Below are 14,833 nucleotides of genomic sequence, written 5' to 3'. Positions count from 1 at the left end.
TCGGGGCTAAACATCCTCAATATGAGGTAAAAATTGGCTAACAGGCGCTAACTACGCACAAAAAGCCTAGAACTGATATCCGTAGCTGAGCATGAACTCGGCTGGTGCGCCGTAGCCAATCTGGTTTAGGCCAGACGTGCCGTTTGTTGCGCCAAGAATGTATTTCTCATCCAAAATGTTGTAAGCGTTCGCTTGGATCTTGTGACGACCAGTGGTGTACGCCGCCATCAAATCCACCGTGGTGTAATCGCCAAGTGCGACGGCTTCGTCGTTACCTGCATAACGGTCGCCCACATATTTCACGCCGCCACCCAAACGCCAGTTGTCATCCAATTGGTAAGTGCTCCAAAGGGAGAACAAGTGGTCTGACACATCGTTCGGCTTTTTACCTGTGGCTTTGTCTTCCGCATCCAAGTAGCTGTAACCAACAGAGATGTCCCACTGTTTGGTGATTTGACCGCGAGCCTCTAATTCAATGCCTTGGTGACGCACTTCAATTTTATCGATCACATCGCCGTCCACGTTAGTTTGTGGTTGCTCTTGATCAATCTGGAACAGTGCCGCATTCAACATTAATGCGTTATCCAAAAGGTACGCTTTCGCACCCACCTCTTTTAAGTCGGTGTGGAAGAACTCCGCCAATTTTGGATTGATGTAGATGCCTGCGTACGGCAACTGCCAAGAGCGCGCTAAACTGGCGTAAACGGATGTGTCGTAATTGATGCGGTATACCAAACCAGCACGGTAGCTGACTTTGTCATCATCCAACTTTTCTTTATCTGAACCCGCTTTTTGTTGTTCGAGTTCCATCGAGTCGTAACGCACGTTACCGATCAAAGAAAGGTCGCCCCACGTATAGACGTCTTGCACATACAAACCTGTCGTGGTGGTGGTATTGTCACGAAATGGCTTAAAGCCCGGATCGGGCGTTGGGCCAATGACTGGGTCGTAGATATTTTGCGGAGGAAGCGTTTTGTCACTTGCCAACGTTAGGTCGATATCGATCTGGTTGAAATCTGCACCCACCATCAATTGATTGTCCCTGGTTTCCCAAACCAACTCAGATTGTAAAGTGGTCGTCGTACGTGGGTCGTAACCAAAATTGTTCACGGTTTGAGACACTTCATTACCCGTCGCTTTGCCCTGACGCGTGCCTTTTTGCTCAAGTTCGATATGGTTGAACGCCGCTCGGTTGTTCCATACCCATTGATCATTCAGACGCCATTCGTAATCCACCGCAATACGGAGACTGTCTGATTCCTGATAGTCGTTTGTGCCGCCAAAGTAAGTGCTTACTGGCAAATCAACTGGCTTGCCATTTTTTGATGGCACACCACGATATGGCACTAGTTCTTGATGGGCGTATTCCACGTCAATATCAATGGTGTGACCATCCGCTGGTAACACACGAATGGTCGGTGCAATGAAGAAATCGTTTGAATCAACATGATCAACGTACGAGTCGGCTTGACGGTATTCCAAGTTAATACGCCCGTTGACCTTATCTGTAAACGCCATTGAGCTGTCGACCTGACCGACATACTGGTTGTTGCTGCCTACACTGCCGTTTACGTGAGTAAAATTCTCACCGTTAGCGCGTTTCGTCACCAAGTTGATGATGCCCCCAGCCGAGCCACGGCCATACAATGCGCCCGCAGGGCCTTTCACAATTTCAACGCGTTCAACGTTCGCTAAGCTGCGGTAAGACTGCAACGTACCGTCATCTCGCAAGCCATCACGGTACATATCGTTGAGTGAATCAAAACCACGGATCATGAACTGATCGCGGCTGCCTTCGCCCAAGGTGTTATTGACCCCGGCTACCCCATCTAGCGCATCCACTAAACGCACCGCGCCTCGGTCTTGCATTTCTGTTTTCGTTACTACAGATACCGCTTGTGGCACATCAAGCCATTCCACATCGGTTTTGGTGCCTGATTGAGGCATGTGTTCAGCATAACCTTCGTACTGATGACCGAAGACTTGAATCGTTTCAGTTGCTGATGAGGTTGAGTTCGTCTCTTCTGAAGCCACTGCGCTTGGTGCTACTAGTGAAGAACCAATCGCGACCGCCAAGGGGGTCAGGGTCAATAATTTATTCATTCCATAATTCCGTTTAGTTGTTATAAAGCCAACGGATGGAAATAAGAACAAATATTATTTCTATTTGCAATATTAATTTTATGCTCTATATTTATTTACCCTAAAAACACAACTAACAACAAAAAAACCAAACATAATAACAATAAACACTAAAACTTCTGCCCTCCGTCTCGCGAGAGGCACATTGGAAGACGACCGTGAGCGACTTTATCAACGTTAGAAGAAAATGTTAGAAAATTAGGAAAGCTCATGAAATCTACGATGATTATCGTAAGTCATGTCGTTAACGATGCAGTCACTCACGGCTTCGTGCCTGCAGCTAAAGCGATGGACCTTCACGTCGTTCTTGTCACCGACCACAAGATCAGCCATTTAGAGCTGGCGAGTCGTGATAGTCACTTTAATCCGGATACCATTCTAGAATGTGATGTCTTCAACCCATTAGAACTCATCGAAACCATCACGGAGCATGAATTAAAGCCAGACGCTATTTTCAGCAATAGTGATCACTTACAAACTTCCACCGCCATCTGCGCGCAATTTTTTGGCCTCCCATCCAAAGATTGGTCTGTCACGTTAAAAGCCAAAAACAAACACTTAACTCGACAAGTGTTAAATAAAAAAGCCCTACCCAACACAAAAAGCTGTTTGCTGCACCGCCATTCGAATGTGGCATTAGGCATGGCCTTTCCTGTCGTGGCAAAACCCAAAGAAGGCGTGGCAAGTTTAGATGTGCAGCGCTGTGACTCCCAAAGCGAGCTCGACGCATACTGCGATGCGTTTTGGCAAAAACACCCAAACGCCGCCATTCTGGTGGAGCAATTCCTTCAAGGGCCTTTGGTTACGCTCGAAACTCTGGGAGATGGTGAGCGCCTTATCGCCGTGGGCGGTTTTGATGTGTCGCTCTCAGAGCCGCCTTACTTTATCGAAACCGCCGCAGACTGGAACGGACCAAACGGCATTGCTCACCGAGAAGCTTGCTTGGCTCAACTGAAAGCGTTCGGCGTTGGTTTTGGAGTTTGCCACAGCGAATTTATCATTACGGAAAATGGCCCGGTTCTGGTGGAAATTAACTACCGCAGTATTGGAGATGGCCGCGAATTCTTGCTCAACAATCTCGCTCACTTCGGTTGGTTTAGCACAATTTTGGGTCTGCATTTGGGCCGAAGATTGGATGGCGATTACCAAATTCATGGCTCAGCACACGTGCACTATGTGGTTGCGGAGCACAGTGGTGTGATTGATGGAGATTCGACCTCCTTCATCCAACACGATGGCGATGTCATCACCCAGCAACAGGTACTAAAAACCGCGGGAGAACTCTTCCAACAGAGTTATTCCAACAAGGATTATCTCGCCCGAATTTCGATTGTCTCGCCATCGGGGCGAAACCTCGACCAAGCACTGCAGAACGCGCTTAACAATTTCAATCTAGCTCCGACTCGCGAGGTGGCAGCATGAATCACAACGCTTTATACCTAACCCAACGATTGATCGATACTTGCCTGCGCGAAGACATGTTTGGCATTTTATCGAATGCCAAGTTCAGTAGCGCCGTACCCAAAGGGGTTATTGTTCCTCAACTCGAGCAAGTCTGGCTAACCTTTGATAATCCGGATTTCACGCTCTATTTACCTGTTGTGCCAACGTATTACATGCAGCATTGGTGTTACGGCCAAACCAATGGCGAAGCGCCGCTAGGTTGGTGGGTGGAGAGAAATGGCCAGGTCGAGCATCAGCAGCATTATCAAGAGTGGATTGCGCTACTAACGACACTGGCGCATGAGAGCTCTCACGAATTATTAGCGGGATATCTTCAAGAACTGGAATGCGCAGAGAAACACAAAGCACTGTGTGACCAAGCGTTTCGTCACCACGCCGACCACATTTCTCAACCAATATCCAAGCTTGGCTCTTGGCATCAAAAACTGCTGCTTGCCGACCAGATCGCGTCTTACCTAGACCACCCGTACTATCCAACTGCGCGTGCGAAGTTTGGTCTGAGCGATGAAGACCTTGCTAAGTACGCGCCCGAGTTCGCACAAAGCTTTGCTCTGCATTGGATTGCGATTGAAAAATCACTGGTGACATTAACCAGCGAACAACCTGATTGCTGGCCGACGATGGAGCAAGTGGGGCTTCCTGCTGATTTTGCACTGAGCCACGTACTGTTCCCTGCGCATCCGCTCACCCTTCGCTCTTTAGAAGCCTTACCCGAAGGCATGATAGAAGCGCCGTTTACGTACCTAGACGTGACGCCAACGCTTTCCGTTCGTACTGTGGTAGTCAACGACGCGCCGCACATTCACATCAAAGTTCCGCTGATCATGCGATCGCTAGGCACGAAAAACATTCGCTTAATCAAGCCTTCAACACTGTATGACGGCCACTGGTTTGAACGTCTACTCAGCCACCTTGAACAAACGGACGCAGACTTAAACACTCGCTTGTTCCATTGCAACGAAAAGCACGGTGGGCACGTCGGCGAGGATAAAACCTTGGCGTACATCGTACGTGAGTACCCACTTACTCATTGCGAAGATAAAGCGTTAGTTCCGGTTGCAGCACTGGCTAGCCCAATGCCTGACGGTCGCTTGTTTTTAGAACATTTGGCGGAGCAGTACTATCAACAAGATACGCTGGCTTGGTTCCAAGATTACGTCGACCTATTATGCCAAGTGCACCTCACCTTGTGGCTTCGTTATGGCATCGCATTGGAGTCCAACCAACAAAACGCCATCGTTGCATTTGATCAACAGGGCAAAATGACGCTCGCGATGAAAGACAACGACGCGGCGCGAATTTGGCCAGAGCGCTTCCACTTTGCAACAGAGCATGCTGCCCAAAAACACGGCGCAAAACTACTTCCAGTGGATTGCGATGAACTGCTCGACCAACGCATCAAAGTCGACAATGAATTGGCGCTCGGTCAGATGTTTACCACCATCACATTACAACTGGATATTGCAGCGATTGTAGAAGCCATGGCAGCGAAGGGCATTGCCTCTTCAGCATCGCTTTACGCCATCGTGGCCAAAAGCATTGCAGAGCAACTCAACCGATTGGAAGGCGAAGGGTTAGAAACAAAACTGGCACGCGAGTTACTGCAAGAGGCGCCTGATTTGTACGCCAAGTACTTGTTGAGCTCTGGCAGTTTGCTCTCGAAAGAGGCCTCCGGCGCGAGTGACATCAATAAGTTCTATGGTTTGTCGGCTCCGAACTTCTTGCTGCTTTCTAGCGAAGAAGCGCAACGCGCCTACTTAGAAGCCATCAAAAAAAGCGTACGTTAAACGATTATGACCAAACTCATCTACAGTGTGTTGTTGTGCCACTTTATCGCTGCGTTTGCCGCGTTAGGTATGCCGCTATTTCTACCCGTCGTGTTGCCAACGTTAGGCGCAAGCATTGATGCGGACTGGGCAGGGGTATTGTTTATCCTACCCACGTTTTGTACTGCGTTGGCGGCACGATTTTGGGGCAGCTTTGCCGATCGCTATGGTCGCCGCCGCTCACTCTTGCGTGCGCAACTTGGCCTTGCAGCAGGGTTTGCGCTGTGCGGCTTGGCAGACAACCTCGCCATGTTTGTGTTTGGTCTTATTGTTCAAGGAACCTTTGGCGGCACCATGGCCGCCTCAAACAGCTACTTATCTAGTCAAATTAAAGAAGCCAAAACACTCGGCAAGTCACTCAATAAAACCCAACTATCTGCTCGCTTGGCGCTGATCGTTGCGCCCATTGGGCTCGGCTGGAGCTTGTCCGAAACCAACCCGCTCAACGCGTACCTGTGGTTATGCATTTTGCCTTTAATTGCGATGGGCATCACACTAACACTGCCAGCGGATAAACCCGCCGAACAAAACCTCGAAAAGCCAAACTCAGAATCTCAGCAAGAACAACCTGTTGCAAAGAAAAACGCAATGCATGCCATTCGTTGGATCTTCTTTGCTCAGTTCGGGTTTGCGTTTTCCATGGTGGTGACCTTTCCTTATTTCTCGCCGTTTGTGCAGCAATATGGCATCACTAACCACGCATGGATCGGTTTTTTGTACGCACTGCCGCATGGCGTCTATCTGTTGCTGGCAGGCAAAATCCACGTGTTGTCAGATGGGCTGAATCGCCATCAACCGCTGCGCACGTTGTGGCTCGGGTTTGCATTGCTTGCCGTGAGCTCTGCCTTGCATTTGATTGCGTCCGAAACCGCACTCATTGCTGCGAGAATTGTCTTCGGCATCGCGATGGTGTGTTGTTATCACGGATTGCATCAGCATCTTGCGAGCAATCTGGATCGCAAACTCAGTGGCAAAGTATTTTCTCGCTTTGATGCCATGTCCAAATGGGGTGGCGTGGCGGCGGGATTTTGCGCTTCTTTCATTTCTAGCTTGGGGCTACTTGAGGTTCCTTTCCTACTTTCTGCGATAGTCAGCGTAATCACCTTGATCGCGCTGGTTCTCCATTCAAAATTTGGAAATCAACATGTTACAAACTCAATCTTCTCAGACTAGCGAATTACGCGCGCATGATGTGCAGCTCAATCGGGAGAAGGCCCAACTCAACACGATAATGGGTGTTCTTAATTGTTACTTACGTGAATTTGCACTGCCGAATCAACAAGTAGAATGGCACTACCAATCGACATCGCTCCCCCAAACGTTAAAGCGCAACTATTCCGCAAAACAACGGGTAGCCGTTCATCTGTCTCAACAAAATGGCCTGCTGGTTTTACCGATTCACTACGCGAGCAAACTGGGCAAAATCAAATTGGCAGAACTGCCTTGGGCAAAAATGCCGGGATCTGGTTGGGCGAAATTGGATGCCACGCAAACTCTTACGCTTTTGCTTAACTATCTCAAGCAGGTGTTGGCGATCCCGTTTAACCATGAGCTGATCGAACAACTGGAAAATAGCGTGCTGGTTACCGAGCAGTTTCTCAACGTCGCACCCAAATCGCATCACAACGAATTTATCGCTTCGGAACAATCTCTGATTTGGGGGCATACTTTCCATCCGACCCCAAAAAGTCGTTCGGGCGTCACCATGGATGATCTCTTGGCGTTTTCTCCAGAAGTCTGCGCGCAAGTCCCGCTGTACTGGTTTGAAGTGGATACATCGTTACTTGATGTGCTGAGTTCCGACGGAGACGCTAACCCTGCGCAACGCATGCTACAACAGCTCGCGCCACAACACGCCACCAGCAACGGGAAGACCCTCTACCCTTGTCATCCTTGGGAAAGCTACACCATTTTGAGCAACCCAAGCGTGAAGCGTGCCATTGAACAAGGCAAGATCACGCCACTAGGTTTAGGTGGTGAAAAGATGCAGCCGACCTCTTCAGTTCGTACCCTCTACCATCCAGACATGGACTGGTTTGCGAAATTCTCCATCAACGTACGATTAACCAATTGCGTGCGCAAAAACGCGTGGTACGAACTCGACAGCGCCGTGCAGCTCACGTCGATTCTCAAACCGATTCGAGAAAACGAACAGCTGCACAACCCCGTATTTAAAGTGATGACGGAGCCTTACGCCACCACGTTGAATCTAGAAAGTGTCGCTGAGCGCAATTGGGACGACAACACCAAAGCGCGCGAATCGTTTGGGATTTTATACCGCGAAAATTTCTCGCTGAGCGAAGTCGATATCTTAAAACCAACCCTCGCTGGCGCTCTGTTTGCTTACGACAAAAACGGCAACAGTTGCATTGCTCAACGCCTTAAAAACAAAGCGCGTACAACGCAAAATCGCTATTCCGACATCGCGACACTGTGGTTTGAACGCTATTTGCATTGCCTAATTCCGGGGGTGTTTAACTACTACTTCAAACACGGGGTGGCGTTTGAGCCGCATTTGCAAAACACCTTGATTGGCTTTGAGCAAGAGATGCCGTGTTGTGTTTGGATTCGTGATTTGGAAGGAACCAAGTTACTGCCGGAGTTTTGGCCAGCAGAAACATTAACTGACTTGTCTGAACGCGCGCGACAATCGGTTTACTACAGTCGCGAACAAGGCTGGAATCGCATCGGATACTGCACCTTTATCAACAACATCAGCGAAGCGATTTTCTTCATCGCAGAAGGTGATGAGCCACTAGAGCAAACGCTGTGGAATGCGGTGCAAAGTGCCATTGTGCGTTGGCAATCAGTGAATGGAAAACAGCCGGAACTAGAAGCGTTGCTGAATGGCGGTCACTTCCCAAGCAAAAATAATTTCACCACGCGTTTGATGCAAAAAGCCGATAAGGAGTCGGGCTATACCCAAGTCGCCGCGCCTTGGCAGCAACACGAAAAAGGAGCGCAACATGTCTAATTCACTCTCCCTACCGACACGCGTTAGCCAGCAAGTTCACACGCTCGCACAGCAGCAAAATCAACCCTTGTGCGCGTACGTGTATGACCTAAACGCCTTAGAAGAACACATCAAACAACTGCGTCACGTTTTGCCGAAAAATGTCGAGCTATTTTACGCAGCCAAAGCCAATCCATCGGGCCCGATTCTCAAAACGCTCGCGCCGTATGTCGATGGTTTTGAAGCGGCATCTGGCGGGGAGTTGGCACACCTCCACCAGCAGCAACTCGATAAGCCATTGATCTTCGGTGGCCCAGGAAAAATGCCAAGTGAATTGCAACAAGCGATTGAGCTGGATGTTGATGCAATTCATGTCGAAAGCCTCACCGAGCTGCAACGCATTGGAGCAATAACCGAGCGCCTCAACCGCCCTGCTTCGATCTTTTTGCGTATGAACATTGATATTGGCGACATCACGCTCAGCAAGTTGGCGATGGGCGGCAAGCCGACTCCTTTTGGTTTGGACGAGTCCGAACTGAGCAATGCTTTGATGTTGCTACGCGATTTCCCGCAAGTGTCACTGAAAGGTTTCCATTTTCACTTGATGTCGCATCAGCTCGATGTTGAACGTCACTTAGCGTTAATGCAGCGCTATTTCCAAGTCGTGAAGGCGTGGCAACAAAAGTTTGAACTCGGTGAGCTGATGATCAACTTGGGTGGAGGCATGGGGATTAACTACCAAAACCCTGAGCAACACTTTCCGTGGATGGAGTTTTGCGACAAGTTGGAATTCCTGATCGCTAAAGAGCAAGTGCAAGACTGGACACTGCGTTTTGAATGCGGACGTTTCATCACGGCGGCATGCGGTTATTACGTGATGGAAGTGCTCGATATTAAGCAAAATCTTGGCGAAAACTTTGTCATCGCACGCGGGGGAACTCACCACTTCCGCACGCCAGCAGCGCAGAGCCATGATCATCCATTCGTCATCCTGAAAAGCAAGCAACACCATGAGATTTCTCATCCAATTCAGCATGCACAAGCAACTTTTGTCGGCCAGCTTTGTACGCCCAAAGATGTGCTGGCACGCAATCAACACGTCGCCCACGTCGATATTGGTGATTATGTTGTGTTTACCTTAGCGGGCGCCTATGCGTGGAACATCTCCCATCAAAACTTCTTGATGCATGAACCGCCGATCTTCCACTATTTCTAAACGGCATACTTCGCTTTATTCAAGCCCCAATCATTGGGGCTTTTTTACTCCACTCGGCACAAATTCATTGCCATTAACCGCTTTGCGAAATAGCAATAATGCGTTTTATCAGCTCGTCGGGTTCCATCTTGGGATTGCGGTAAAAACGGAAGATTTCCGAGTTTATCGCTTGCTGAGCAACCGGATTGACCGCCATCGAATCAATCATACTCGGCACAGCGAGGTTGTGTTTAACGCCGTAGTGAAAGTCTTGATATGACTGGACCTGACACGGATTAAAATCGCTGATGTCGATATCAGTACGTACCGGAATCGAGCCTTTTACCTTATTGAACTTAGCTTGAAACTCGACGTCTGCCAGCGCGCTTGCGGTTTGCTGAGCAGCCTCGGCAGAAAACGACTTGCTCGACATAAACACCAAGCTGTCCATGTTGTAGAGGAATACACCATCGCTGTCCGGCGTTGGGTAACAGCCGACCTCTTGCGGGACTGAGACTTGATTGGCGAGCAGCTCACCTAAAATCCAATCTCCACCGATTTGAAACAGCGCTTGACCGTCGGCTAGCGCTTGGGTCGCCGTATCCCACTTACTGTCGGGTAATTGGTTGTCGATCAACAAACTCAGGCGGCGAAATTGCGTCAACGCTTGGCGCAGGGTATCACTGTCGATGCTGTCTCGCTCAAGTTTAACCATTGCATTGGTGTAGAACTCAACGCCGCCAGTAGAGATCACTAAGTTCTCGAAAAGTTGGGCGACTTGCCACGGCTGCTCACCGACCGCGATTGGCACGATGCCATTTTGCTTCGCAAGCTCCATGGCGGCGAACATTTCTTGCCAATTTTTCGGCGCGGAAAGATTCAGTTGTTTAAGCAGCTTGTGGTTGACCCACAACCAGTTCAAGCGGTGCAGCGTAAGTGGCAGGGCGATATAGCCGTTTTGTGTTTTATTGATTTCGATAGACAGCGGGTAGAGCACCTCGTCCCAGCGTTGCTCATCGGCAACCGCGTTAACGTTGTGCAAAATACCGATGGCATCCCACGCCTTAATACTTGGCCCTTCGATTTGCGCGAAGCTCGGTGGATTGCCCGCCAGCGCGCGAGCTTGCAGTACCGTCATCGCGCTGTCGCCACCACCGCCTAACACCGGGCTTTGCAGCAGCTCAATATCGTGCCGTTTTAGCTGAGCTTTGAGTGTTTGCAGCGCTTGTTGCTCGCCGTCAGAAGTCCACCAATGTAAAAACTCTACCCCTTGTGGCGACTCAGCGTGAGCGACGAAAGGGGCGAGCAACAGTGGGAACAAGAATGCCAGTTTGTTCATAGTCAGTCTCTCGGGAAAGTCAGCGTGGCGCAGAGGCCGCCAAACTGAGAATGGCTCAGCAACAAGTTGCCACCATGAGCCTTTGCAATGCTCTGTGAAATGGTTAACCCCAGCCCACTGCCTTCTTTATCGTTGCTAGCGCGAAAGTATGGCTGGCAGAGCTTTTCAAGTAATAAATCGTCAACACCGTCACCGTGATCTTCAATTTCAATCTGGATCGACTCTGGGCTTTCACTCAGCGTAATATCCGCTTGATGGCCGTATTTGAGCGCGTTATCGACCAGATTCTGAATGCAGCGCTTAATCGCTAACGGTTTACCAGCAAAGTGAGTGCGGATTTCGCCGTGGATGCGAATTGTGTCCGGCGCATCGGCGATATTGGAGGAAATGTGCTGAATCAGTTGGGTGAAATTGATCGGCTCGATTTCCTCGTGGATATCGGTCTCTTTAATGCATTGCAATGCGCCTTTGACCATCAAATCTAGGTCGTTACTCAGGCGGATAAAGCGTTCTCGGTCGGCGTCGTCATCTAGCATTTCCGCCCGCAGTTTTAGGCAGGCTATCGGCGTTTTCAGATCGTGGGAGATGGCGCTGAACAGCATTTCGCGGTCTTTAATGTGGCTGTCGATGCGTCGATTCATTTTGTTAAACGCACGTACCGCCGCTTTCAGTTCGTTACTGCCTCGCTCAGAGACTTCGGGCACATCTAATCGGCTCGACATCAGGGTTGCGGCTTTTGCCAGCTCTCGAATTGGTTGAATTTCTTTGCGAACGATAAACCAGGTACACAGCAACAGCATTAGTGCGGACAGCAATAGTGTCAGCCATTGGCGCAGCTCAAAATAGTTAGTCTCTAGGTTGATGTAAGGCGCGGGTAGCACCGCCGCGAGATAAAACCATTCGTTCTGCGCGACTTCGACCTGCATCACCAGAATAGGCGGATTGAGGTCACCAAACGAAAGCGAATAATGCGCCCACAATAGTGGCAGTTCATCGATAGGTAGCTCGTTGTTGAATACTTTGAGTTTGTCGCGCTGGGTGAACTCCACCTCGATATTAGGAATGCCGCTCAGCTCGCTTTCTAATACTTCACGAACTTGGTTGATGACCAACGTTTTGCGTTCGCTTTCTGGCAGCGGGTCGACATCAATCTGGTGATTGTTGAGTGAGACGAAAAAGCGCGTACCACCCATATTGCGTAGTTGATTGAGCACCAAGTGGCGATATTCCGAAGGGAGGGTTTGAAAGAAAGCGATGGTGGAAGAAGCGCTCAGTGCTAAGCTTTTGACTGTGGTGGTCAGGCCTTCTTTATCGCGTTCGCTGGCGTGTTGATACCAGATAATCCCAGATAATACCTGCGCCAGAATGATCACCAGCAACAAGAACACACTGGTGCGAACGACCAGTGATCCCGTCCAGCGTTTAATTCTCATAATGCACGTCCGTGGTCAGCATGTAGCCTTTATTGCGCACCGTTAGGATCAGCGAGCGGTCTTTATCTTCAAGGTGATGACGCAAGCGGCTGATCTGCACGTCGATGCCGCGTTCAAACGGGTCGGCATCGCGTCCCCAGATCTCGCGCGCAATGTCATCGCGAGACAATATCGATTGCGCGTGGTTGACGAACAAACCGAGCAGCGACAAATCCGCGCCACTCAGTTGCTTAACCTCGCGGCTAGCAACGTGGGTCAGTTGCCGGGTTACGGTATCTAATAACCAATCGTCAAAACGCACTTTACGCGTCAGTTTGCTATTGGCGGTCGATTGGCTGCGTCTCAAAATCGTTTTGATGCGCGCGAGTAGTTCTCGCGGGCTGAATGATTTGGTGATGTAGTCGTCAGCGCCCATTTCTAGCCCTGCGACTCGGTCGGCTTCTTCAGTGACGGCGGTCAGCATGATGATCGGGATATCGGAATTTTTGCGCAGTTTCTGGCACAGGGTAAAGCCGTCTTCACCGGGCATCATAATATCGAGGATGATTAAATCAGGATGGTGATCGTTGAGCAGTTGCCACATCACGCCGCCGTTTTCCGCGCAAAGCACTTCAAACCCTGCGTGGCCAAGGTAATCTGACAACGCTTCGCGAAGGTCGAGGTTGTCATCGACGACCAGTATCTGCTTGTTTTCCATCCTACTTTCCCTGTGTCCGTCCCTGTGCCTGTCCCTGAGTTTGGCGCTGGCCAATATGATGCATTCTTAAACGCCCATGCACAATCGAGCCGATTACAATTTTCACTCCTCAGTGTAAGAGATTTGTAAGCGGCCACTTACAAACTGATTGCCTTTTGTAACCTTAGGCGCCGCCTTGCTCGCTATGATCATCCTGACCTAACGTGAAACAACATGACCTGAAGGAATCAGGTCCTACAACACTGGCATTCGTCAGGAGGAAACCATGTTTGCAAGTATATTTGGACAACTACAAAAAATAGGGCGGTCGTTGATGCTGCCTGTGGCGGTGTTACCGGTGGCCGGCTTAATGCTGGGTATTGGTAACGCGGGTTTTGCGTTTATTCCAGACGCGGTCAACAAAGTGATGCTCGCTGCCGGTGAAGGCGTGTTCGGCAACATGCAGTTGATGTTTGCGGTCGGTGTGGCGCTCGGGTTATCAAAAGACAATGACGGTGCCGCTGCGCTCGCAGGCTTAGTTGGCCTAATTATAATGAACGCATCGCTCGGTATCGTGACTGGCTTGCGCGGCTTAGAAACTGACGCCACCATCATGGGCGTTGAGACGCTGCAAACCGGGGTGTTTGGCGGCATCTTTATCGGTGCGGTCGCGGCAATCATGTACAACCACTTCTACAACATCAAACTGCCGGAATATTTGGGCTTCTTCGCGGGTAAGCGATTTGTGCCCATTGTCACCGGTCTATCGGCGATCGTCGTTGGTGCGATTCTCGCGTTTGCATGGCCACCTGTCGGACAACTTCTTGATGCATTCTCTCATTGGGCAGCGTACCAAAACCCGGTACTCGCGTGGGCGGTTTACGGAGCGGGCGAACGTTCATTACTCCCTGTTGGTTTGCACCACATCTGGAATGCACCGTTCTTCTTTGAAGTCGGCAGCTATGTAGACCCAGAAACCGGCAAAGAGTTTACCGGTGAGCTCACTCGCTTCTTCGCGGGCGATAAAACCGCAGGTTATCTGTCTGGTGGCTTTATGTACTCCATGTGGGCGCTACCAGCAGCGGCATTGGCGATTTACCACTGCGCGTCTCCTGAGCGTAAGAAAATCGTCGGCGGTTTGATGATGTCTGCGGCGTTGACCTCTTGGTTGACTGGTATCACTGAGCCAATCGAATTTACCTTCCTATTCGTCGCGCCAGTGCTGTACGTGATCCATATTTTCCTCACCGGTATTGCGTTTGCGATCACCGCATTTTTGGAAATCAAACACAGTACTGACTTTGCGCACGGCGCGATCCAGTTCTTCCTTTACTACCCAATGTCGAGCAACGCGTGGATGTTCATCATCATCGGTCCAATCTGGGCGACGCTGTACTATGGCTTGTTCCGCTTCCTAATTGTGAAGTTGGATCTGAAAACGCCGGGTCGTGAAACCGACATTGCAGAAGTGAAGATTGCCGGACAGCCTGGTGAAATTGCGGTGGATGTAGTCGCTGCATTGGGCGGCAAAGCCAACATTAAGTCGGTTGATGCGTGTATCACTCGTCTGCGTGTCTCGGTGAAAGACATTGCCAACGTTGATGTTGCTAAGCTAAAAGCACTTGGCGCGCGAGATGTGTTAGTGATTGGCGACAGTTTACAAGCGATTTTCGGCACGCAGTCTGACTCAATTAAGTCAGAAGTGCACAGCGTACTCGCCACCTCCTGATCTTATCTACCCCCAGTCTAGGTAAGATTTGCCAACCTCCTTGTGAGGTTGGCTTTTTCGTTTTCGGAGTAAAAAA

General features: G+C 49.9%; 10 protein-coding genes. 6 read left to right on the top strand and 4 right to left on the bottom strand.

Going from position 1 to position 14,833, the window contains the following annotated elements; translation table 11 throughout:
- Positions 1-66: 66 nt before the first annotated feature.
- The gene (locus NL644_RS00955) at positions 67-2,103 is read right to left on the bottom strand and encodes a TonB-dependent siderophore receptor (protein WP_114322719.1); all 2,037 of its coding nucleotides are present in this window, start codon (positions 2,101-2,103) and stop codon (positions 67-69) included.
- Between the two features lie 249 nt (positions 2,104-2,352).
- Here NL644_RS00955 and NL644_RS00950 point away from each other — a divergent pair, with 249 nt between their 5' ends.
- From NL644_RS00950 to NL644_RS00930, 5 genes are read left to right on the top strand one after another with little or no spacing between them, the layout of a single operon-like run.
- On the top strand, positions 2,353-3,564 hold the full coding sequence (locus NL644_RS00950) for an acetyl-CoA carboxylase biotin carboxylase subunit family protein (RefSeq protein WP_253657870.1): 1,212 nt from the start codon (positions 2,353-2,355) through the stop codon (positions 3,562-3,564).
- Positions 3,561-5,393, top strand: a complete 1,833-nt coding sequence (locus NL644_RS00945; protein WP_253657869.1) for an IucA/IucC family protein — start codon at positions 3,561-3,563, stop codon at positions 5,391-5,393. The genes NL644_RS00950 and NL644_RS00945 overlap by 4 nt, the downstream gene beginning before the upstream one ends.
- A gap of 6 nt (positions 5,394-5,399) precedes the next feature.
- Positions 5,400-6,605: an MFS transporter gene (locus NL644_RS00940; RefSeq protein WP_253657868.1), complete on the top strand. Its 1,206-nt coding sequence runs from the start codon at positions 5,400-5,402 to the stop codon at positions 6,603-6,605.
- On the top strand, positions 6,577-8,406 hold the full coding sequence (locus NL644_RS00935; protein WP_114322715.1) for an IucA/IucC family siderophore biosynthesis protein: 1,830 nt from the start codon (positions 6,577-6,579) through the stop codon (positions 8,404-8,406). Before NL644_RS00940 ends, NL644_RS00935 begins: the two co-directional genes overlap by 29 nt.
- Positions 8,399-9,601: a type III PLP-dependent enzyme gene (locus tag NL644_RS00930; RefSeq protein ID WP_114322714.1), complete on the top strand. Its 1,203-nt coding sequence runs from the start codon at positions 8,399-8,401 to the stop codon at positions 9,599-9,601. The genes NL644_RS00935 and NL644_RS00930 overlap by 8 nt, the downstream gene beginning before the upstream one ends.
- Positions 9,602-9,674: 73 nt before the next feature.
- Here the strand turns inward: NL644_RS00930 and NL644_RS00925 are convergent, their stop codons facing one another.
- Genes NL644_RS00925 through NL644_RS00915 form a run of 3 tightly spaced genes read right to left on the bottom strand, consistent with a single transcriptional unit; the run spans position 9,675 to position 13,049 of the window.
- Entirely contained in the window at positions 9,675-10,919 is a 1,245-nt protein-coding gene (locus NL644_RS00925; protein ID WP_114322713.1) for an ABC transporter substrate-binding protein, read from the bottom strand.
- A 2-nt stretch (positions 10,920-10,921) separates the two neighbouring features.
- The gene (locus tag NL644_RS00920) at positions 10,922-12,352 is read right to left on the bottom strand and encodes an ATP-binding protein (protein ID WP_025535909.1); all 1,431 of its coding nucleotides are present in this window, start codon (positions 12,350-12,352) and stop codon (positions 10,922-10,924) included.
- On the bottom strand, positions 12,342-13,049 hold the full coding sequence (locus tag NL644_RS00915; protein WP_114322711.1) for a response regulator: 708 nt from the start codon (positions 13,047-13,049) through the stop codon (positions 12,342-12,344). Before NL644_RS00915 ends, NL644_RS00920 begins: the two co-directional genes overlap by 11 nt.
- A 265-nt stretch (positions 13,050-13,314) precedes the next feature.
- Here NL644_RS00915 and ptsG point away from each other — a divergent pair, with 265 nt between their 5' ends.
- Positions 13,315-14,757: a glucose-specific PTS transporter subunit IIBC gene (ptsG, locus tag NL644_RS00910; protein ID WP_253657867.1), complete on the top strand. Its 1,443-nt coding sequence runs from the start codon at positions 13,315-13,317 to the stop codon at positions 14,755-14,757.
- Positions 14,758-14,833 lie beyond the last annotated feature (76 nt).

Source organism: Vibrio sp. Y10_XG_PY6, from assembly GCF_024181795.1.
Taxonomy (GTDB): domain Bacteria; phylum Pseudomonadota; class Gammaproteobacteria; order Enterobacterales; family Vibrionaceae; genus Vibrio; species Vibrio diabolicus.
Note: the sequence above shows the minus strand (reverse complement) of the source record. Positions and strands in the feature narration are given on the sequence as shown.